The sequence below is a fragment of the Kosakonia sp. LAM2021 genome, assembly GCF_016620385.1.
GTDB lineage: Bacteria > Pseudomonadota > Gammaproteobacteria > Enterobacterales > Enterobacteriaceae > Kosakonia > Kosakonia sacchari.
Genome location: NZ_JAENHT010000006.1, coordinates 245,464 through 267,524 on the forward strand (window position 1 = coordinate 245,464; position 22,061 = coordinate 267,524).

A 22,061-nucleotide genomic window follows, 5' to 3' on the forward strand; every position below is an offset into this window, starting at 1 on the left:
GGGCGCGTTCCTTGCGCCCGTCCCTTCTTGCGCATCGCAGCTATTATTTAGTCATTCACCTCATTGTTACCCGGTTGAAATTTCAATAACATCAAACTGTTTTGGGGCGTCATTCCTTCCACTTCAGGTTACGAGAGTCAGCATCAATGAAGAAACAAACCCAGCTGTTGAGTGCATTTGCGTTAAGTGTCGGGTTAACTCTCTCGGCACCCTTTCAGACCTTTGCGGCCATGCCGTCACAAGTCCCTGGTCAGGGAGCATTACCCAGCCTCGCGCCGGTGCTGGAAAAAGTTCTGCCGGCGGTTGTCAGCGTGCAGGTAGAAGGCACGGCGGTACAAGGCCAGAAAGTCCCTGAAGAACTGAAAAAATATTTCGGCGAAGAGATGCCGGATCAACCCCAGCAGCAACCGCAGCCGTTCGAAGGCCTTGGTTCCGGGGTGATTATCGACGCCGCCAAAGGTTACGTGCTGACCAATAACCACGTGATTAACCAGGCACAAAAAATCAACGTACAGTTGAATGATGGACGTGAATTCGAAGCCAAATTGATTGGCGGGGACGATCAGAGCGATATCGCGCTGCTGCAATTACAAAATGCGAGCAATCTGACGCAAATTGCCATCGCCGATTCCGATCAGCTGCGCGTCGGTGATTTCGTAATTGCCGTCGGCAACCCCTTCGGCCTGGGACAAACCGCCACGTCCGGGATTGTTTCTGCGCTGGGTCGCAGCGGCCTGAACCTTGAAGGGCTGGAAAACTTTATCCAGACCGATGCTTCCATTAACCGTGGCAACTCCGGCGGCGCGCTGCTCAACCTGAACGGCGAACTTATCGGTATTAACACGGCGATACTCGCACCGGGCGGCGGTAGCGTCGGCATCGGTTTTGCGATTCCAAGCAATATGGCGCAAACCCTCTCTCACCAGTTGATTCAGTTTGGTGAAATCAAACGCGGCCTGCTGGGCATTAAAGGCACCGAAATGAGCGCAGATATCGCCAAAGCCTTTAACCTGAACGTGCAGCGCGGCGCATTTGTCAGTGAAGTGCTGCCGAATTCGGGTTCGGCGAAAGCGGGGATCAAATCGGGTGATGTGATTGTTAGCCTGAACGGTAAGCCATTGAGCAGCTTCGCTGAACTGCGTTCACGTATTGCGACCACAGAACCGGGTGCCAAAGTGAAACTGGGCCTGCTACGTGATGGCAAACCACTGGATGTTGAAGTGACGCTTGATAAAAGCACCTCATCTTCTGCTAGTGCCGAATTGATCTCCCCGTCGCTGCAAGGCGCGGAGCTGAGCGATGGTCAGTTGAAAGATGGCACCAAAGGCATCACCGTCGGTAATGTGGAAAAAGGCAGCGCCGCTGCGCAGGCTGGCCTGCACAAAGATGATGTGATCATTGGCGTGAACCGCGATCGTGTACAGTCGATTGCGGAAATGCGCAAAGTGCTGGAAGCGAAACCGTCTGTCATGGCACTGCATATCATGCGGGGCAACGACAGTATCTATCTGCTGCTGCGCTAAGTAATTCTATCGCCGGACATCACCGCCTGCGTGTGATGTCCGGATAACTCATGTTATGCTGCTGCCGTTCTCCTTTTAATGACTATCCCATCATGTATGTGAAGCTTTTACGTTCCGTGGCAATCGGTTTGGTCGTCGGTGGTCTGATCATCGCCACCATGCCTTCGCTGCGTAAAAATATTCCGCTCGCGACGCCGCAAATCGACAGCGCCGATGAAACGCCTGCCAGCTATAACCCGGCAGTGCGTCGCGCAGCGCCTGCGGTAGTGAACGTCTATAACCGTAGCCTGAATAGCTCCACCCATGATCGCCTCGAAATCCGTACGCTCGGTTCCGGCGTCATCATGGATCAACGCGGCTATATCATCACCAACAAGCATGTGATCAACGATGCGGACCAAATCATTGTCGCGCTGCAGGATGGTCGGGTGTTTGAAGCGTTACTGGTGGGCTCGGATACGTTGACTGATCTTGCGGTATTGAAGATTAATGCGAACGGCGGCTTGCCGGTGATCCCCATCAATACAAAGCGCACGCCGCATATCGGCGATGTGGTGCTGGCGATCGGCAACCCGTATAACCTTGGTCAAACGACGACTCAGGGGATTATCAGCGCCACGGGTCGTATTGGTTTGAATCCCAGCGGGCGGCAAAACTTTCTGCAGACCGACGCGTCCATTAACCACGGAAACTCCGGCGGCGCGCTGGTGAATTCGCTGGGCGAACTGATGGGTATCAACACCCTGTCGTTTGATAAAAGTAATGACGGCGAAACGCCGGAAGGCATCGGGTTCGCCATTCCCTTCCAGCTGGCGACCAAAATCATGGATAAGTTGATCCGCGATGGCCGCGTGATCCGTGGCTATATCGGCATTGGCGGCCGTGAGATCGCACCGTTGCATACTCAGGGCGGCGGTATCGATCCGATCCAGGGAATTGTCGTCAACGAAGTCTCGCCGGATGGCCCGGCGGCGCGCGCGGGGATTCAGGTCAATGATGTGATCACCTCGGTGAACGGAAAACCGGCTGTTTCCGCCCTCGAAACCATGGATCAAGTGGCGGAAATCCGTCCTGGCTCGGAAATTCCGGTCGAGGTCATGCGCGATGACAAGAAACTCACCTTCAGGGTCACGATTCAGGAATACCCGGCGACCAACTGAGTACCATAAAAAACCGGAGCAACAGGCTCCGGTTTTTTCTTCCTGCAGGTGCAGGCCAACAAGGCTTAACGATTAACGAAATCGACGCCAAGCTGAATATCTTTTTTCAGCGTATCCAGCATACCATCCAGCGACTGCTGTTCAAACGCGCTGAGCTTACCGATAGCGTGACGCTCCTCGATACCGTTTTTGCCCAGCAGCAGCGGCTGTGAGAAGAAACGCGCGTGCTCGCCGTCACCTTCCACATAAGCACACTCAACCACGCCTTGCTCGCCCTGCAACGCGCGCACCAGCGACAAACCAAAACGTGCGGCGGCCTGGCCCATAGAAAGCGTTGCTGAACCGCCACCCGCTTTCGCCTCTACCACTTCGGTACCGGCGTTCTGAATGCGTTTTGTCAAATCAGCCACTTCCTGCTCGCTGAAGCTTACGCCCGGGATTTGCGACAACAGCGGAAGGATTGTCACGCCAGAGTGCCCACCGATAACCGGGACTTCGACATCCGTCGGCTGTTTGCCTTTCAACTCTGCCACGAAGGTGTTGGAACGGATGATGTCCAGCGTGGTCACGCCAAACAGCTTGTTCTTATCGTAAACACCGGCTTTTTTCAGCACTTCAGCGGCAATCGCGACTGTGGTATTCACCGGGTTAGTGATGATGCCAATACAGGCTTTCGGCGCGGTTTTCGCCACCTGAGCGACCAGATTTTTCACGATACCGGCGTTGACGTTAAACAGGTCGGAGCGATCCATACCCGGTTTACGCGCCACACCTGCGGAAATCAGTACCACATCGGCACCTTCCAGCGCGGGCGTCGCATCTTCGCCGGAGAAGCCTTTAATGGTAACAGCGGTAGGAATATGACTGAGGTCAACGGCAACCCCAGGGGTTACAGGTGCAATATCATACAGAGAGAGTTCTGAACCTGAAGGCAGTTGTGTTTTCAGTAGTAGGGCGAGCGCTTGACCGATACCGCCGGCCGCGCCGAGGACTGCGACTTTCATCCTAAACTCCTTATTATGGTTAGCTAAATATTTTGTTACTCCGTTGCGGCGACCTTAATCCACCCTGGTAATTATGACAATAAACGCGCCAAAATAGTGCGGCGCAGCCCACTGTTAAGATCTTATATAAGGATGGATATGACCGTCAGATCGGCAATCTAAGCAACTAACACTCAGAGTTTATAATATAGCTGTGATATTCACCAAAATAACATCAACTTTATAACATTTAATTTACTTTTTAATCTTATTTGCGACGTAAGACACATGTGGCTGTGCTTCATCACAGGATTTGATAAACTTCGCGCCTTCTCAGCAGTTTTCAGAAAATCCCTCGCGAGAATATTTGCATAAAAATTCATCAATATGCATAATAATGTTGTTTTCACGGCCATATTACGGGTGACTTATGCGAAGCTCGGCAAAACAAGAAGAATTAGTTAAAGCGTTTAAGGCGCTTCTTAAAGAAGAGAAATTCAGTTCTCAGGGAGAAATTGTTCAGGCTCTGCAAGAAGAGGGCTTCGACAATATCAATCAGTCTAAAGTCTCTCGCATGCTGACCAAATTCGGCGCGGTGCGCACGCGCAACGCGAAGATGGAAATGGTCTACTGCCTGCCGATAGAGCTGGGTGTACCCACGACCTCCAGTCCGCTGAAAAACCTGGTGCTGGATATCGATTACAACGATGCCGTCGTGGTGATCCACACCAGCCCCGGCGCTGCGCAGCTGATTGCGCGTCTGCTGGACTCTCTGGGTAAAGCGGAAGGCATCCTTGGTACCATCGCCGGAGATGACACGATTTTCACCACGCCAGCCAAAGGCTTCACGGTGAAAGACCTCTACGAAGCGATTCTGGTACTGTTCGAACAAGAACTGTAATTAATGTCTCTCCCCCGGCTTCGCTCGCGGGGGAATGTTCGGCTTTTCGCTCCACAATTCGACTTTTCACCTACCGCTAACTTAGCAGTTAGTGCGATTTATGGTTTCCATTTCCTTTCACAGCGTATACCACCGCACAAAAAATCAAATTCATCTATCCATATGATTTTCTTAACTATCGTTAACTAAATTTTTACCTGAGCGCTAGTTTTTATGCTTTTCTGCAATATAAAACTGCAAATGCTATTCCCATTCATCATAGTTATAATTAGCTTGGTATTAATTATTCGCGTGACTAGTGTATACTTGATTTTGTGATGAGGGTCACGAAACAAGGCCCTGCGAAAAATTTAAAGAAAAGAATACGACGAGGTAAGAGACATGAATATCAAATCAACCGTTGCAACATTGAGCATCCTTTCAGCCCTGTCATTTGGCGCTTTCGCGGCGGATTCCATCAACGCGGAACAGGCGCAATCTCGCCAGTCGCTGGGTACTGTTTCCATCGGTTCTGTCACAGCGTCTCCGATGGATATGAACGCGCAACTGAGTAAAAAAGCGGAAGAACAAGGTGCTTCAGCTTACCGCATCATTGAAGCACGTAGCGGCGACCAGTGGCACGCCACCGCAGAGCTGTATAAATAAGTTTTACCGATAACCCTATCTAACCGTCACTCAACGGCACCAGGCACAAAAATAGCAGTTTAATCCTTCTCGCCGTTGAGTCTCTTTTAAGGAGACAGACAATGAAACGTAATCTCATCATCGCATCCCTTGGCCTTGCATCCCTGATCTCTTTCGGCGCGAGCGCCGCAACGCTTGTTAACAGCGATCAGGCCAACAACCTGCAATCTATCGGCAGTGTTTCTATTTCCCAAAGAGCGGGCGTCCCGATGGACATTCGCCAGGAGCTCTCTGCTAAAGCCGATCAGGCTGGCGCGAGCAGCTACCGTATTATTGAAGCGCGTACGGGTGATAGCACCCACGTTACGGCTGAACTGTATAAATAAACCCTCGTCGTCTTGTCCGACGACTTGCCCCTGCCTGTCAGGGGCTTTTTTTTGCCTCGCTCACCGCACATTAAAACGCAGTTCGCCTTCCAGCTCCTCTTCCGCTTCATCAAATAGCAGGATCAACGCGCCAAAACGGCGGCGCTGTTTTTCCGGCAGATGAATAAATTCAATTTCCAGCGGCAAAGGCAGCGCACCATCCATCACCGTGTCCCACAGGGAATCGAGATCGTGAACTTTCTCGCGCTCAATAGCGAACAGGCGGCTAAACTCGCGGTAGAAAGCACTTTGATCGTCTATATGTTTAAAATCGAAAGTGTAGATATTCATTTTCCGCCATCAGCCCAACAGGGCGGCAAACGCCGCCCACATGATTACAATCCCCCAAGGTGCAGAGTTTTCACTTCCAGAAACTCTTCCAGCCCCAGCACAGAACCTTCCCGGCCAAGACCGGACTCTTTCACCCCGCCAAATGGCCCCAGCTCCGTTGACACCGCACATTCGTTAATGCCGATCATGCCGCTTTCGATCGCCTGCGAAACGCGGAATACCCGCTGCAGGTTCTGCGTATAGAAATAGGCGGCCAGACCAAACGGTGTTGCGTTGGCGCGTTGCACCACCTCCTCTTCACTGGTGAAACGGAAACAGGCAGCTACCGGACCAAATGTCTCTTCCTGCGCCAGTTTCATGCCATCGCTGCAATCACCCAGCACCGTTGGCTGCCAGAAGTTCCCGCCGAGGCTGTGCGGTTTACCGCCGGACAATACTTTCGCCCCTTTGGCGACGGCATCGTCGACATGCTCGCGCACTTTGTCCACCGCAGCGCGTTCAATCAGTGGCCCGACGACCACCCCCTCATCCAGACCATTACCTACTTTTAGTGCATTAACAGCCTCTGTCAGTTTTTGCGTAAAGGTATCGTAGACAGATTCATGGATGTAGAAGCGGTTAACGCTGACGCACACCTGCCCCGCATTACGGAATTTATTGGCGATAGCGCCCTGCACCGCCGCGTCAATGTCGGCATCCTCAAACACGATATAAGGCGCATTTCCTCCCAGTTCCATCGACACCTTTTTCATGGTTTCAGCCGCGTTGCGCACCAGCGTTTTCCCCACCGCCGTCGAGCCGGTAAACGAGATTTTGCGTACTTCTTGGCTGGCCATAATCGCATCGCTGATTTCAGACGTATTCCCGGCAACAGCGTTCAGCACGCCATCCGGCACACCGGCTTTTTTCGCCAGCGCCAGCAACGCAAAAGCGCTAAGCGGCGTGTTATTTGCCGGTTTGATAACGCCGGTACAGCCTGCCGCCAGCGCGGGTCCAAGCTTGCGGGTTAACATCGCCATCGGGAAATTCCACGGCGTAATCGCGGCCACCACGCCAATGGGTTCTCGCGTCGCCAGAATGCGTGAGCCGGGTTTGATGGGCGGGATAATTTCACCGTTGGCGCGTTTCGCCTGCTCAGCAAACCACTGAATAAAGCTGGCGGCATAGTCGACTTCACCTTCCGCTTCTTTCAATGGTTTGCCCTGCTCAGTGGTCATTAATCTGCCAAGCCAGCTTTTGTTTTCAATGATCAATTCATACCAGCGATACAAAATGGTCGAGCGCTCTTTCGCGGTTTTCGCTCGCCATGCGGGAAAGGCGCGCGTCGCGGCGGCAATGGCTTCTTCTGTCTCTTTCTTGCCTGCTTTGGCGACTTTCGCGATAGTTTCGCCCGTAGCCGGATTCAGAACGTCAAATGTGGTATCCAGCGTTTTCCAGACACCATCCACCAGATAGCCGGTCTGAAAAAGCGCATTGTCCTGCAGTGACTGCGTTGTCATTTGTCCTCCTGATCTGCGGTTTATAAAAACTCTTAGAAAGTATAGCCATAAAAAAACCGACGCTTTTGGCGTCGGTTTGGCATTAACTGCTGGTCAGCGCATGTTGGTATTTGTGCAACATACCTGTTAGCCGGTGTACCGGCTCGGTAACCTGCGGTGGCGCGTTCCAGTGATGTAGCTTGTGCTGGTAGATATCCAGTTCTTCCAGCAACTGGGTGAAGTAACGGCGACGTTTCGTGTCGCTGCCCGCCGATATCACTTGTGATGCCGTACGCCGTAACTGGCGATGAAACGCCGAAAGATCATCATTGATCGGCACCGGCGCATCCCGCAGGCGCTGGTGCGCAATAATCAATGTCAACGCGAGGCGGAACTTCGCGATATCACCAGGAAATTTATTCAGCAGTAAAAAAAGCTGTTGATACAGCGCAGGCAAGTGGTTCTCCTTGCGACGCGCGGTATTCGTGGTCATCGCCGAAACGGCAGCGGAAACAAACTGGTTCAACAACACGCGCCCGGTGCGCGCCTGGGAGTTATCGCGCACCAGCAAAAGCACAACCATCGCCAGAACCACGCCAACCAGCTGCCCCAGCGCGTTATCAAGAAACTGGCTGAATTTAAAGGTCATCGGGTTATCAAGCACCAGAATATTAATGGTGCCCGCCAGCGTCGCCATTGAACCCAGCCGCCTTTTTTGCACTTCAATACCAATAAAGAACGCCAGCACCGCCAGGCTAATACACAGCAACAACATACTTTGTTGCGTCGATGGCAGGATAACCAGGTAATAGAACGAGCCAATCGGCAGCGCCCATAACATGCCGTAGATAAAATCTTTCGCCACCATTTTCGGGTTCGGCAGACGCATCGCCAGCGACGTGACCACCGCGATCATTACCATTGAGCCGCTGCCAGATGTCCAGCCGGTCCACAGCCAGAACAAGGTGCCCAGCATGCAAGAAAGCGTGGTGCGCCAGAAGTTCACCATCGCATGGTGGCGTTCGGCTGATTCCGCTTTCACCACCACTTCGCCCTGTAACACCTCTTCTTCGACGGCGCTGATTTTCGCGTTGCCAATAACCCCGCGTTTTAGCAGTAGATAGCGGGTCGCCGCACCAACCCAGCTATAAATAGTAACTGGCGTTTCCCGCTCACCGGTCCAGGCGATGACCCGGCGCATTCTTTTTAACTGCTTATGCATCTCCTGCACGTTGTCGACCGGCCCGGCAAACAGCTCGCGAAATGTGTCGGTGATAAGCTCCGGGCGGGTGTTCTGAATCAGATACGTTTCACACGCCTGGGTAATCAGCGTCAGCGACAAGGTGTTGATCACTTTCAGGCGGCGGTTAGCGCGCCCCCAGCGGGAAGACTCAATATTCAGATTGCTGCGCATCCCTTCAAGTGCATTGGTACGACGCACCAGCGCAGCCCAGGCTTTGTCCACCTCTTCGCTATCGCCATGCTTGATGCACAACTGCATCAGTTGATAGTGGGCCAGCAGCAGGCTATCGAGCTCGCGGTCAATTTCCTGTTTGACGGAGCGCGGAGAAAAGAGCAGATCGGCAACAATCGCGCAGAGAATACCCACCACAATTTCACTGCAGCGCTCAACGGCAAATTGAGGTGCCAGCAGTGGTTCCGTCTGAATAGTGACGACAATAATTAACGCGGTGTAACCCGCCAGCCCCCAGGCGTAAGAGTTTTCAACGCGCACCAGCGACGAGACCCAGGTACAAAACCCGGCCCAGACACAGCACATCATTAACATCAGCAGCGGGGTGCGGATCAGCATAATGATGATGGCCAGCCCGGCGATACAACCGATAAAGGTGCCGACAATACGCAACATCCCGCGGTAGCGAATCGCCCCGGAATAGGGCTCGCCACCGGCGGCAAAAGCGGGTCCCGCCGCGACAATCGCCGCGGTTAACACCGCCCAGCGCGGGGTTTCAAGCTGAAAGTGAAAGCCAACAAACAGTGCCAGCACCACGGCAAAGGCCAACTTGAAAGCAAAACGCAAATGCTGGCTGGCAATGGATAACAGCCCCATAGCGATTACCCCAGCTCACGCAGGCGATGCGCCATTTTGCGAAAGAACGAATCCTGGCTTTCATCACGATCGGATTTACCCGTCACCACCACCGTTGCGGTCGTTCCCGCTGGCCACAGGTTACCTTGTTGTTTGTCGAGACGAATACGTACCGGCACACGCTGCGCCAGCCGCACCCATTCAAGGTTGGAATCGATGGTCGCCATGCCTTTGCTGTCATTGCTGCTGCTGGCATTCGTGACGCCTGCCGCGATGCTATCCACCGTACCTTTCAATACCAGGTTGCTGCCAAGCGGGGTGATCTCCGCGCGATAACCGGGACGCACGCCTTCCAGCTTGGTCTCTTCCATATACGCCAGAACATAGAACGTGTGTTGTTTCACCAGCGCCACCGCGGTGGAACCTCGGGTAATAAATTCACCGGCGTACACATTCAGGTTCGTAACCCAACCATCGGCCGGTGCACGAATGATCGTGCGCTCCAGATCCAACTTCGCCAGATCGCGGGTTGCCTGAGCTTTGGCCAACTGATGCAGCTCGGTTTGCAGGGTGTTGTTGGCCTGGTCGATCTCTTCGCGCGACATGGCCTGAACGCCCAACTGGTTACGGCGCCCGGCTTCACGGCGTTTCTCCGCCACCAGCGCTTCGTAATAGGCAACGTCGGCTTCATCTTCCGCCAGCGCTTTTTGGTAACGCGGTTGATCGATGGTGAACAGCACCTGGCCCTCTTTCACCAGTTGGTTGTCATGCACATTGACGGCGGTGACAAGCCCGGTGACATCCGGCGCGATAGCGACAACATCGGCACTAAAGCGCGCGTCGCGCGTCCAGGGCGATTCAGTGTAATAAACCCAGGCACGGAAAATCGCGACGAACGCCAGGATTACCAGCACCATAGTGATAGCGGTGCGAGAGATATTTCTTGTTAGTGTTTTCACTTCTACCTCAAACAAACAGGCGCGACAGCAGGTAAAAAAGGCAGCAATACAGCGCAGTGTTAAACAATGCCGGGTGCCAGACAAAGTCATAGATCCCGGTAGGGACCAGCACCCGGCGCACCAGCCAGAAGATCGCCAGTGACAAAATTAATTCGACAAAAATCGGTGGGAACGACAAACCGAACACCACGATGACGGGAAACAGACTCATGTTGACCTTGATTAGACAGCGTGCAGGTGACAATTCGTTCTAACGTCACCGCAGGAGTAAGGGCAAGGAGAGCCAGGCGAGAGTGACGTGAATATTCTTAATAGATAGTATATTAACGTAACTGTTATGCTGTTATCTATATTATGTGATCTAAATCACTTTTAACTCAGAGTGAATAATGGAACGACTAAAACGCATGTCGGTGTTTGCCAAAGTGGTGGAATTAGGTTCGTTTACCGCCGCCGCCCGACAGCTACAAATGAGTGTTTCCTCCATCAGCCAGACCGTCGCCAAACTGGAAGATGAGTTGCAGGTAAAGCTGCTGAACCGCAGCACGCGCAGCCTGGGGCTCACCGAAGCAGGGAAGATTTACTACCAGGGCTGCCGCCGGATGCTGCATGAAGTGCAGGACGTTCACGAGCAGCTTTACGCCTTTAACAACACACCAATCGGTACGTTGCGCATTGGCAGTTCTTCAACCATGGCGCAAAATGTGCTGGCAAAAATGACCGCCGATATGCTCAAAGAGCATCCAGGTTTATCGGTAAATCTCGTCACCGGTATCCCGGCGCCGGATCTGATTGCTGACGGTCTGGATCTGGTGATCCGCGTCGGCGCGTTGCAGGATTCCAGCCTCTTTTCCCGCCGCCTTGGCGCGATGCCAATGGTGGTTTGCGCGGCAAAAAGTTACCTCGCCCAATACGGTATTCCTGAAAAGCCTGCGGATATGGTTAACCACTCATGGCTGGAATACAGCGTGCGTCCGGATAACGAATTTGAGCTGGTGGCGCCAGAAGGGATCGCCACGAGACTTATCCCGCAAGGGCGTTTTGTCACTAACGATCCAATGACGCTCACGCGCTGGCTGACGGCCGGCGCCGGGATCGCATTCGTGCCGTTAATGTGGGTGATCGACGAGATCAACAGCGGTCAACTTGAGATCCTGCTGCCGCGCTACCAGTCGGATCCGCGCCCGGTTTACGCACTCTATACCGAGAAAGATAAGCTGCCGCTGAAAGTGCAGGTGTGTATTAACTATCTGACGGATTACTTTATTGAAGTGGCGAAGGTGTATCAGGGAATGCAGGGGCGCAGCGTGTGAGGAATTCACCCTCTTCGTGCGAAGAGGGTGAGAAGAGCGTTAAGCCGTACCGCCGACGGTCAGGTTATCGACTTTCAGCGTCGGTTGGCCCACACCCACCGGCAGGCTCTGCCCCTCTTTACCGCATACGCCAACGCCGTTATCCAGTTTCAGATCGTTACCCACCATGGAGATCTGCTGCATCGCTTCGATACCGGAGCCAATCAGCGTTGCGCCTTTCACCGCTTTGGTGACCTTACCTTTTTCAATCAGGTACGCTTCAGAAGTGGAGAAGACAAATTTACCGGAAGTGATATCGACCTGGCCGCCGCCAAAATTCGGGGCGTAGATGCCGTAGTCGACAGATTCGATAATCTCCTGCGGAGTTGATTTGCCCGCCAGCATATAGGTGTTGGTCATACGCGGCATCGGCAGATGCGCGTATGATTCGCGACGCCCGTTACCGGTCGGCTTAACACCCATAAGACGCGCGTTCAGCTTGTCCTGCATATAGCCTTTCAACACGCCGTTTTCGATAAGCACGTTGTACTGGCCCGGCGTTCCTTCATCATCAATCGCCACCGAGCCGCGACGATCGGCGATGGTGCCATCGTCCACAACGGTACACAGTTCTGATGCCACCAGTTGTCCCATTTGACCGCTAAATACAGAGGTTCCACGGCGGTTGAAGTCGCCTTCCAGCCCGTGACCAACCGCTTCGTGCAGCAGCACGCCCGGCCAGCCCGCGCCCAGTACCACCGGCAGCGTGCCCGCAGGTGCGGCAACAGCAGAAAGATTTACCAGCGCCATACGCACGGCTTCTTTCGCCCACGCATCCGCGCGAACGTCGCCATCCACATCCTGCAAGAACCAGTCATAACCAAAACGACCGCCGCCGCCGCTGGAACCGCGCTCGCGTTTGCCGTCGTCTTCAACCTGTACACTCACGGAAAGGCGTACCAGCGGGCGAACATCCGCCGCCAGCGTACCGTCGGTCGCCGCCACCAGAATGAGTTCATAAACGCCAGTCAGGCTGGCAGTCACTTCCTGCACGCGTTTATCCGCCGCGCGCGCCGCTTTATCCACGCGACGCAGAATATCGAGCTTCTCTTCACGGCTCATGCTTTGCAGCGGATCGATGCTGGTATAAAGGCTTTTATGCTCAACAGCGCCCAGCGTTTTCACTTTGCCATCGCCCTCTTCCCGCACGATGGTACGCGCAGCCTGTGCGCTCTGTTCCAGCGCCAGCAGGCTGATTTGGTCCGCATACGCAAAACCGGTTTTCTCACCGCTGACGGCGCGCACACCCACGCCCTGGTCGATATTATAAGAGCCATCTTTAATGATGCTGTCTTCTAAAACCCAGGATTCGTGATAGCTCGACTGGAAATAGAGATCGCCGTAATCAAGACGACGCGCGGTCAGTTGACCGAGAATAGCAAACAGATCCTGATGGCTCAGGCCGTTTGCTGCCAGAAGTTGTTCACTTACCAGATTAAGACTCATCATTTTTTCTCGTCGTTGCCGCCACAGCGGGCAATAAAAAGTGCGATATAAGGAGCTTGAGGCAATTCGCCGATGCCGTCAAATCATTGCTTTTTGTCCGTACGCGCCTGGCGCAGGACTTCGTTGATTTGCGGCTGATCGACCGGGCCGGTAATGCGGTAGCGCAGAATCGAGACTTTGTTCCACAGTGGCCCCAGCACTTTGCTGGCGGCAAACACCGCCGCACCGACAATCGGGTTAACGGCAAAGGCCGCCGCCACACCGACAGTCGCGGAAATTTCTGGCGCTACCACCGCTTCCATATCCAGCTCGCGGCGCACCAGGTTCACCGAACCTTTCATGGCGATATCCGCTTCCAGACCGTCCACCAGCGTATCGTCGGTATGCAGCACACCGTCTTTGATCCACGCGGTGCTGCGAATGGAATCAAACCAGAACCCCTCGCTGCTGAAGGTATCGCTGAAGTCAAAACGCAATTTACGCCACAGCGAATCGACACTGAACAGGCGCAGCAACTGCCCGGCATGACCAGTGCTGATATCGGTAATTTTGCCTTTGCCAAGACGCGTACGCAGGATGCCATTGAGCGACTCTTCCTGCGGCTGCCACGGCGTGCTGCGCCAGTGCAGGTCATAATTAATATCAAACGACGAATCACGCACCGGCGTCGGTATGCCAAAGAAGCCCATCGCTGAATCAATTTTCTCGCCGCGCAGTACACCTTTCAGTGAGGTACGCTCCGCGCCTTCACGGTTGACCCATTCACCGTCGGCGGTAAGCCGCGCAGTGCCGCTGTCCACCAGGCCGTTTGCCAGCGTCAGCGTATCGCCCTGAATGGCGAAATCACCATCGATGCGACCATATTTTTGCCCCCACAGCCAGCACTCCGCACAGCGCAGCTGCAAATCCGGCCAGCCGGCAAAATCCACCCGCGTCTGGCCGCGCAACAGCGTTGAAGGGGAAGAGATGTCGTTATCGTCCGGTGGCGCATTCGACGGGTTGTAGTAGAGGTAGCGAATCGCAGCCTGCCACGGCGCATTATCATGGATCGTCAACGTACCGCTGATTTCGCGCCCCTGCGCTTCGATGGTCGAACCTGAACCTTGCGGCTGCGAAACAATGCTGAGGTTATTCCACTGCTGCCCGCCCAGCGTCAGAGCTGGCGTACGCAGCGTAATGCTCTGCGGGAAGGTGGTTGCACTGCTGACATTATTTGCCACGCCCTGTCTGAACAGACCCAGCCACTGCGCCCCGTTCATTGGCGGCAAGTTGAGCTCAAGCCCGGCCTGCTCCGGCAGCGGCGGCAGTGTACGGCTGTCCGAGGTCCAGATCCCGCGATCGAGCGTCAGCTTATTATTCAGCAACCAGCGGCTATTGAAATGGTTGTTGCCACCGGCATTACCGGTTAAATCGAAACTGTGCAGGTTCCCTTCTACCTTCACTTTCAACGGCAATGCCTTGCCTGCGGGTTTATCCAGCGGCGGCGGTAACGTGCTGGCAAGGCTGCCCAAATCGCCGTCAATAGTGACCTTATAAGTGGTGCCGCCACGGTGCGGCAACTCAACGCCAACATCGCCTTTCCATGCGATGCTGCCGCGCAGCGCATCATTAAGTTGTGGGGGTAAAACGCCGGTTTTTGCCGGTTGCCAATTTCCGTTGAGATTCACCGCCACCTGATAGGCTTTATCCCCTTCGGTGGTGGAGAAATCGAGGTTCATCGGTTGGTTAAACCACGTTGCCTGTAGTGGTTCGCTTTTCAGCGTACCGTTCTCGAAACTGAATTTGCCGCTGAGATTCTTCAGTGTGCTATTAAGTGGCTTGATAAACAGGCTGTTGTTGTTCAGCGCCACGTCACCTTTGGCGACGGTCTGCTCCCCGTCCAGCGGGATATCAAGATGTAAGCGAGCGCTTACATCGCCATCAATTTGCAGCTCATCCAGCGCGCTGCCCAGCGTATCGTGCAGCGGCGTCTCTTTGAAATAGAGCCCAACGGCTTTGCCCGGCCCGTTAATGTCCGCGTCAATCAGCAGCTTCTCTTTGACGTAATCCGGGATGTTGGCGGTCAGATTGCTGGCCGTTACACCGCCCAGCGCCACTTTACTGCTTTTCATCCACAAGCCATCGTTGAGGAAGTCGAGATCGATATCGAGGTTTTGCAGTGCCGGCCAGTCAGGCTGGAAAGCAAAGGTCGCGTTGCGAAGCGGCACTGAGACTTCAAACTGGCCTTCATTGTGCTTAAACGGGAAGAGCTTCGGATTACCGCCAAACAGCAGCGTGGCATCTTGCGTCTGCCCGCCTTTGATCGACGAACTCAGATACGCCACCAGCTCTTTACCCATCAAATTTTCCGGGAAGTAGCGCCAGGCTTGCCCGGCATCCGTCACATTGATGCCGGCCAGGATACCTAACCAGGGCTCATCACCTTGTAGCTGGAGATAACGAAAATCACCGTGCGCGCGCAGGGCATTGGCCTGAACGTCGATATTGCGCCCATCCAACTGGAAGCCATGTTCGTTATTAAGCCAGTTCAGCGTGGCAACGCCTTTTTCAATCTCCAGCGGTTCGGGGAACACCGTCTTATACGGCATCTTCGCCTGCGCGATATCGGCGGTTAAGCGACCATTTTCCAGGCTGCCGGCAAGCGTTCCACTCAGGTGTTCAACACCGGGCAGTAATTCCCACTGTTGCCAGGCAATATCCTGCCACTGGGCGTGGAAGCGCGTTTTTTCGGTCGCCTGCAACGGGATGTCCAGCGCCAGCTGTTCCAGCTTGCCGCGAGGCTGCATGGTGTGCCAGATGTCGTACAGCTCCGGGGAGATTTTCTGCGCAATCGGCAGCAGCCCTTCTAAGCCACTGAGTTCAAGGTGACTGGCACGAACGCGCAATTCATCACTGCGCACGCTGCTGGCACCGCCCACTTCCTGCGCCGGAACCCAGGCAAAACTCAGCGCGCCCTGCGGCCACGGATGGTCATCAATTGCGATACGCGTTACCGGTACATCAAACTGCCAGCCTTGCTGCTGACGAGAGACATGGGCGGTAAGGTTATCGACCGTCATGCGGTGCTGCGTATTATTGCCCTGCCAGCTGGCACCGCCTTTTTTCAGCCATACATCGCCGCTTTCCACCACGCCTTTGCTTAATGTCATCCAGCCTTCAAGGCTGAAGCGCGCGAAATCCAGCGCGACCTTATCCTGCATCCATTTGGCGAGCCAGGGTTTGACATCAATGTCGTCCGCCTGCAACCACACGCGGCCATTATTCAACAGCCCGTTGTCGTCACGCAGATCCATGCGCACCTGCATAATGCCGTGCTGACCGGTGAGGCTCGAAAGGCTGACTTGCCCTTCCGCACGGTGACGATCGTTGCCGTTAAGCCAGGTAAGTTGCGGGATCGCCAGCTCAGCGCGCTGTCCGGAGAGCGTTAAGAAACTGATGCGGCTGTCTCGCAGATCAAAGTGATCGAACTGGCGCAAAAACAGATCGCTGATGCGATCCGTGGTGATAGGTTCACCGGTGTCATTGCGTTGTAGCGGAGTATTGCTATGCGCGACCAGCTGATAAAAGGTGAGATTACGGAACTGCCAGCGCATGTGCAGCAGGCTTTGCCAGACATCCAGCGCCAGCGTCACGCGTTTGACCGACAGCTCGCCGCCATCGGGCAGCGTCGCGTTAATGTCGCGCACGTCCAGTTCAGGACCGAAATTTTCCCAGCGCGCTTGTATCTGGCTGGCCGAGACAGGAACGCCGGTTTGTGCGGTGATTCGCGCCAGAATGGGCTCACGCCAGCTATCCAGGTGGGGCAGAACAAGGCGCAGCCCACTTACCAGCAGCGCCGCGATAATAATCAGCGTCGCGCCTGTAAGCAGCAATATCCCCGGCAGTCGCCTCACGCCTCTCTCCTTGTCAACCAAACCCAGACTCGCTCATGTCGCAGCACGCTGCGACTTACATCATTACTACGTCAAACTGCTCCTGATTATAGAGCGGCTCGATTTGCACTTTTACCTGCTTGCCAACGAAGATTTCTACCTCCGCCAGCGCGTGCGACTCTTCACCTTTCAGGGCTTCTGCCACCGCCGGGGAAGCGTAAACCAGGAAACGATCGGAATCATAAGCATGATGCACGCGAACGATCTCGCGCATGATTTCATAGCACACGGTTTCCACCGTTTTGACGGTGCCGCGGCCATGACAGGTGGGGCATTCATTGCAGAGGACATGTTCCACGCTTTCGCGCGTGCGTTTGCGCGTCATCTCGACCAGACCAAGCTGTGAGAAACCATTAATGCTGGTCTTGACCCGATCTTTGCTCAGCGCCTGCTCCAGCGAGTGCAACACGCGACGGCGATGATCGTCATTATTCATATCGATAAAATCGATGATGATAATGCCGCCCAGATTGCGTAAGCGCAGCTGGCGGGCAATGGCCTGCGTGGCTTCAATGTTGGTGTTGAAGATGGTGTCGTCGAGATTGCGATGGCCGACAAACGCACCGGTGTTGATATCAACGGTGGTCATCGCTTCGGTTTGATCGATGATCAGATAGCCGCCGGACTTCAGCTCCACTTTGCGCTCAAGCGCGCGCTGAATTTCGTTCTCCACATCGTATAGATCGAAAATCGGCTGGCGGCCGCTGTAGTGTTCGAGCTTGCTGGTCATCTCAGGAATGTATTCCGCCGTGAACTCCAGCAGCGCTTCAAACGTCAGACGCGAATCCACACGGATACGATCCAGGTGAGCGTCGGCGAAATCACGCAGCACACGCTGCGCCAGCGCCAGTTCGCCGTAGAGTTTACAGCGGCTTTGCTGGCGCTTTTTACGCTCCATCACCTTCGTCCAGACGCGCTTGAGATACGCCGCATCGGAGGCGAGATCCTCTTCGCACACGCCTTCAGCCGCAGTGCGAATGATAAAACCGCCCTGCTCATCGCAATACGCCGCAACGACCTGTTTCAGACGTTCACGCTCGGCTTCACTCTCAATACGCTGGGAAACGCCAACATGGGAAGCGCCTGGCATAAAGACCAGATAACGGGATGGCAGGGTGATATCCGTGGTCAGGCGCGCACCTTTAGTACCCAGCGGATCTTTCACCACCTGCACCATTAAATCCTGCCCCTGACGGACAAGCTCGGAGATGTCGCGCACGGTGAAGTTTTTCTGCTCTTCCCCGGCAACGCATTCGGTGTGCGGCATAATGTCGGAGGCGTGAAGAAACGCCGCCTTTTCCAGACCAATATCTACAAAAGCCGCCTGCATGCCCGGCAAAACCCGGCTGACCCGACCTTTGTAGATATTGCCTACTATCCCGCGCCGTGCTTCGCGCTCGATGTGGATTTCCTGCAGGATGCCGCCGTCAATATAAGCGACGCGTGTTTCCGATGGAGTAATGTTGACCAACAATTCAGCCGTCATGATTATCTTTTCCCTCACGCAGTGCGTTAAAATTGCTCAGCAATTCCCAGGTTTCCACCAGCGGTAAACCCACAACGGCATGATAACTACCGTTTATTTTTCTCACGAAACAGCCACCCAGCCCCTGAATGCCATAAGCACCGGCTTTATCCAGCGGTTCCCCACTGGCGACGTAATCAGCGATATCCTTTTCCGATAACACTCTGAAAGTCACTTCTGTTTCCACCAGACAATCGAGCAAATGTTGGCTATCCGCCAATGCAACCGCCGTCATCACCTGATGTGTTTGCCCGGAAAGCAGGCGCAGCATACTGGCAGCATGCGAGGAGTCTTTTGGTTTTTCAAGCACTTCACCATTAAATATGACGATCGTGTCCGCGCCCAGCACAGGCAGATCGCTTGTGGCCATCGCCACACCGGCCTGCGCTTTTTCGCGCGCGAGGCGTAACACGTACTGGCGGGCGCTCTCCTGCACCTGACGCTGTTCCTCAATACCCGGAACAATACGCGCGAAAGTGACGCCCAGTTGTGTGAGCAACTCCTGGCGACGAGGAGAACCGGAAGCAAGCCAGATATCAGTCATAAACGCCTTATTGCACCGCAAACTGCTGGCGGATCTTACGCATTAACAGGAAGAGCCACGGCCAGAGCACGCCATTGACCAGGCTGCTCCAGAAAATTTCTGGTTTAAACGAAACATTAATAACCAGAAACTCCGCCCAGAAGACAATAACTTCTGTCGCCAGCGACAACAGCATCACCACCAGCGCCTGTTGCCAGAGCGCCAGATTACGGAACAACTGAAATTTCAGTGCGACCAGGTAGGCGACAATACTTAACGAAAGCGCGCGTACACCGAGGGTGGATCCGCTAATCAGATCCAGTATGGCACCCATCGCGAAACCCGTGCCAACATTTACGCGGTGCGGCAGCGCGAGGATCCAGTAAAGCAAAATGAGCAATACCCAGTTTGGCCGGTAGACAATGATCTCATCCGGCCAGGGCATGATTTGAAGCAACAGAGCAATTAAAAACGAGAGCCAGATAACCCAGCGCCCCTGGCTACGATAACTTGCCACTATTGCCCTCCCGGAGAGACTTGCGGCGGCGGTTGCGTAATGCCAGTCGCCGGAGCGGGCATTGGCGCAGGCGGACCCATCGCATCAGGAGAAGGAAGTACCTGCGGCATCATTTGCAGCAGACGTTCGTTCGCCACACGATGCACATCTTCCGGTGTTCTTGGGTTAGTACCGTTACGATCTGCGCCCCACAATAGCAGCAGATAACGCAAACGTTGCAGACCTGCTGTTGGACGCGCCTGAATCACGGTGTAGGCACGTTGCGTATCCAGCTTAACCGACGAAACCACCGCAACCGGGTACCCTTCAGGGAAACGCCCGCCCAGACCCGACGTCACCAGCACATCGCCAACGCGAATATCCGTATTCGCCGGTAAATGTTCGAGTTGCAGATCGTCTGTGCAGCCGTTACCGGCGGCAATCACGCGGATATCGTTACGCAGCACCTGAATCGGCAGCGCATGAGTGGCATCGCAAATCAACAGGACACGGCTGGTCAGCTTCGCTACCGCGACAACCTGGCCGACCACGCCTTTATCGCTGATCACCGGCTGGCCTTCATAGACGCCGTTCGCGCTGCCTTTGTCGATAACTACCTGGTCGCTGTAAGGATCGTTAACCGTCGAGATAACCTGGGTCACCATTTTCTGCTCATCCTGACGCAGCGGCGAACCCAGCAGTTCACGCAAACGCGCGTTCTCCTGCTTGTACTGCCCTAACATCAGCAGCTCACTGTTTTTTAGCAGCAGTTCCTGACGTAATGCCCGGTTTTCAAGCTCAAGCTGGTCGCGCGACGCCAACGTCTGGGAAACGTTATCTAATAATTCGCGGGGACCATTGGAAATAAAATAGAAAGGACTGACGGCAGTATCCATGTACGTTCTGATTTGGCTGAACGTACCGAGGCGGCTGTCGGCAATAATGACTCCGAGCGCCACCAAAACCGCCAGAAAAAGGCGAATCTGCAGTGACGGGCCACGGCTAAAAATTGGCTTCATAGGCTTTGCGTATTCTCAGGCCAGACAGATGCGAAGCGACAATACGCTTCGCATCTGACGCGGACTATTCTTCGCTGAACAAGTCGCCGCCGTGCATGTCGATCATTTCCAGCGCCTTGCCGCCGCCGCGCGCTACGCAAGTCAGTGGATCTTCTGCAACTACAACTGGAATACCCGTTTCTTCCATCAACAGGCGATCAAGGTTACGCAGCAGCGCGCCACCACCGGTCAATACCATACCGCGCTCGGAGATATCAGAAGCCAGTTCCGGCGGGCACTGTTCCAGCGCAACCATAACGGCGCTCACGATGCCAGTCAGCGGTTCCTGCAGCGCTTCCAGAATTTCGTTGGAATTCAGGGTGAAACCACGCGGAACACCTTCAGCCAGGTTACGGCCACGCACTTCGATTTCACGCACTTCATCGCCCGGATACGCAGAGCCAATTTCGTGTTTGATACGTTCTGCGGTCGCTTCACCAATCAGGGAGCCGTAGTTACGGCGCACGTAATTAATGATCGCTTCATCGAAGCGGTCGCCGCCGATACGAACAGAAGAGGAGTAAACCACACCGTTCAGGGAGATAACGGCAACTTCAGTGGTACCACCACCGATATCCACCACCATTGAACCGGTCGCTTCAGAAACCGGTAAGCCAGCGCCGATTGCGGCCGCCATCGGTTCTTCAATCAGGAACACTTCACGAGCACCAGCACCCTGCGCGGATTCACGAATAGCGCGGCGTTCAACCTGGGTGGCGCCAACCGGCACACAAACCAGAACGCGCGGGCTCGGACGCATAAAGCTGTTGCTGTGCACTTGTTTGATAAAGTGCTGAAGCATTTTTTCGGTCACGAAGAAGTCGGCGATTACGCCGTCTTTCATCGGGCGGATGGCAGCGATATTGCCCGGCGTACGACCAAGCATCTGTTTCGCTTCATGACCGACTGCGGCCACACTTTTCGGTGAACCGGCACGATCCTGGCGAATGGCCACCACGGAAGGCTCATTCAGTACGATGCCTTGTCCTTTTACATAAATCAGGGTATTCGCGGTACCCAGGTCAATGGACAGGTCATTGGAAAACATGCCACGAAATTTTTTCAACATACTAAGGGATAATCCTGAAAGCTGGGGCGGAAACAAAATCCGCTTACTTTACCAACCACACGTAGCAGCGACAAGGCATAAGAATCATCTGCTACGGTGAAAATTAGTGCAGTTTGTTTCCTTTGTTGCAAAACGACATGATTCTGCCTGGAAGTAAAAAAAGCCAATCTTCCAGCCTGTTGCGTTTGCAGTTTTTCATAAGGACAAACCGGCTTTGTTCACTGCGATAATCCGGCGGGCAGGCACGCACACCCCCAAACATGGCA

General features: G+C 54.4%; 19 protein-coding genes. 6 read left to right on the forward strand and 13 right to left on the reverse strand.

Going from position 1 to position 22,061, the window contains the following annotated elements; genetic code table 11:
- The first annotated feature begins 146 nt into the window (after window positions 1-146).
- Together degQ and degS are read left to right on the forward strand one after the other, a co-directional pair.
- The gene (gene degQ, locus JKP81_RS15110) at window positions 147-1,523 is read left to right on the forward strand and encodes a serine endoprotease DegQ (protein ID WP_200552367.1); all 1,377 of its coding nucleotides are present in this window, start codon (window positions 147-149) and stop codon (window positions 1,521-1,523) included.
- A gap of 92 nt (window positions 1,524-1,615) precedes the next feature.
- On the forward strand, window positions 1,616-2,683 hold the full coding sequence (gene degS / locus JKP81_RS15115; protein WP_200552368.1) for an outer membrane-stress sensor serine endopeptidase DegS: 1,068 nt from the start codon (window positions 1,616-1,618) through the stop codon (window positions 2,681-2,683).
- A 65-nt stretch (window positions 2,684-2,748) separates the two neighbouring features.
- Here degS and mdh read toward each other — a convergent pair whose 3' ends face one another.
- The gene (gene mdh / locus JKP81_RS15120; RefSeq protein ID WP_200552369.1) at window positions 2,749-3,687 is read right to left on the reverse strand and encodes a malate dehydrogenase; all 939 of its coding nucleotides are present in this window, start codon (window positions 3,685-3,687) and stop codon (window positions 2,749-2,751) included.
- Between the two features lie 409 nt (window positions 3,688-4,096).
- Here mdh and argR point away from each other — a divergent pair, with 409 nt between their 5' ends.
- The 3 genes from argR to yhcN (JKP81_RS15135) all read left to right on the forward strand — a co-directional run bounded on the left by argR (window position 4,097) and on the right by yhcN (JKP81_RS15135) (window position 5,577).
- Window positions 4,097-4,567, forward strand: coding sequence for a transcriptional regulator ArgR (gene argR / locus JKP81_RS15125; RefSeq protein WP_017457303.1), 471 nt, complete (start codon window positions 4,097-4,099; stop codon window positions 4,565-4,567).
- Between the two features lie 381 nt (window positions 4,568-4,948).
- A complete protein-coding gene (gene yhcN / locus JKP81_RS15130) occupies window positions 4,949-5,212 on the forward strand; it encodes a peroxide/acid stress response protein YhcN (protein WP_017457302.1) in 264 nt (87 codons plus the stop codon).
- Window positions 5,213-5,313: 101 nt separating this feature from the next.
- On the forward strand, window positions 5,314-5,577 hold the full coding sequence (gene yhcN / locus JKP81_RS15135) for a peroxide/acid stress response protein YhcN (RefSeq protein ID WP_200552370.1): 264 nt from the start codon (window positions 5,314-5,316) through the stop codon (window positions 5,575-5,577).
- A gap of 60 nt (window positions 5,578-5,637) precedes the next feature.
- Here the strand turns inward: yhcN (JKP81_RS15135) and JKP81_RS15140 are convergent, their stop codons facing one another.
- The 5 genes from JKP81_RS15140 to aaeX all read right to left on the reverse strand — a co-directional run bounded on the left by JKP81_RS15140 (window position 5,638) and on the right by aaeX (window position 10,605).
- Window positions 5,638-5,907 carry a hypothetical protein gene (locus JKP81_RS15140; RefSeq protein ID WP_200552371.1) on the reverse strand — a complete coding sequence of 90 codons (270 nt, stop codon included), beginning with the start codon at window positions 5,905-5,907 and terminating at the stop codon, window positions 5,638-5,640.
- Between the two features lie 44 nt (window positions 5,908-5,951).
- Window positions 5,952-7,406 carry an NAD-dependent succinate-semialdehyde dehydrogenase gene (locus JKP81_RS15145; protein ID WP_200552372.1) on the reverse strand — a complete coding sequence of 485 codons (1,455 nt, stop codon included), beginning with the start codon at window positions 7,404-7,406 and terminating at the stop codon, window positions 5,952-5,954.
- Window positions 7,407-7,488: 82 nt separating this feature from the next.
- Window positions 7,489-9,456, reverse strand: coding sequence for a p-hydroxybenzoic acid efflux pump subunit AaeB (gene aaeB / locus JKP81_RS15150; RefSeq protein WP_200552373.1), 1,968 nt, complete (start codon window positions 9,454-9,456; stop codon window positions 7,489-7,491).
- A gap of 5 nt (window positions 9,457-9,461) precedes the next feature.
- A complete protein-coding gene (aaeA, locus tag JKP81_RS15155) occupies window positions 9,462-10,394 on the reverse strand; it encodes a p-hydroxybenzoic acid efflux pump subunit AaeA (RefSeq protein WP_200552374.1) in 933 nt (310 codons plus the stop codon).
- Window positions 10,395-10,401: 7 nt separating this feature from the next.
- Window positions 10,402-10,605: a p-hydroxybenzoic acid efflux pump operon protein AaeX gene (gene aaeX, locus JKP81_RS15160; RefSeq protein WP_017457296.1), complete on the reverse strand. Its 204-nt coding sequence runs from the start codon at window positions 10,603-10,605 to the stop codon at window positions 10,402-10,404.
- Window positions 10,606-10,783: 178 nt separating this feature from the next.
- On the opposite strand from aaeX, the gene aaeR reads away from it, so the two are divergent.
- Window positions 10,784-11,707 carry an HTH-type transcriptional activator AaeR gene (gene aaeR / locus JKP81_RS15165; RefSeq protein WP_044489502.1) on the forward strand — a complete coding sequence of 308 codons (924 nt, stop codon included), beginning with the start codon at window positions 10,784-10,786 and terminating at the stop codon, window positions 11,705-11,707.
- 39 nt (window positions 11,708-11,746) lie between these two features.
- Here the strand turns inward: aaeR and tldD are convergent, their stop codons facing one another.
- The 7 genes from tldD to mreB form a co-directional block, all read right to left on the reverse strand.
- Window positions 11,747-13,192, reverse strand: a complete 1,446-nt coding sequence (tldD, locus tag JKP81_RS15170) for a metalloprotease TldD (RefSeq protein WP_200552395.1) — start codon at window positions 13,190-13,192, stop codon at window positions 11,747-11,749.
- An 83-nt stretch (window positions 13,193-13,275) separates the two neighbouring features.
- A complete protein-coding gene (gene yhdP / locus JKP81_RS15175; protein ID WP_200552375.1) occupies window positions 13,276-17,085 on the reverse strand; it encodes an AsmA2 domain-containing protein YhdP in 3,810 nt (1,269 codons plus the stop codon).
- Between the two features lie 55 nt (window positions 17,086-17,140).
- Complete coding sequence (gene rng / locus JKP81_RS15180) at window positions 17,141-18,610, reverse strand: ribonuclease G (RefSeq protein ID WP_200552376.1); 1,470 nt, start codon at window positions 18,608-18,610, stop codon at window positions 17,141-17,143.
- On the reverse strand, window positions 18,600-19,193 hold the full coding sequence (locus tag JKP81_RS15185) for a nucleoside triphosphate pyrophosphatase (RefSeq protein ID WP_200552377.1): 594 nt from the start codon (window positions 19,191-19,193) through the stop codon (window positions 18,600-18,602). Before JKP81_RS15185 ends, rng begins: the two co-directional genes overlap by 11 nt.
- Before the next feature lie 7 nt (window positions 19,194-19,200).
- Entirely contained in the window at window positions 19,201-19,689 is a 489-nt protein-coding gene (mreD, locus tag JKP81_RS15190; RefSeq protein WP_017457290.1) for a rod shape-determining protein MreD, read from the reverse strand.
- Window positions 19,689-20,687: a rod shape-determining protein MreC gene (mreC, locus tag JKP81_RS15195; protein WP_131407861.1), complete on the reverse strand. Its 999-nt coding sequence runs from the start codon at window positions 20,685-20,687 to the stop codon at window positions 19,689-19,691. Before mreC ends, mreD begins: the two co-directional genes overlap by 1 nt.
- A 64-nt stretch (window positions 20,688-20,751) precedes the next feature.
- Window positions 20,752-21,795: a rod shape-determining protein MreB gene (gene mreB, locus JKP81_RS15200; protein ID WP_006818047.1), complete on the reverse strand. Its 1,044-nt coding sequence runs from the start codon at window positions 21,793-21,795 to the stop codon at window positions 20,752-20,754.
- Window positions 21,796-22,061: the final 266 nt, after the last annotated feature.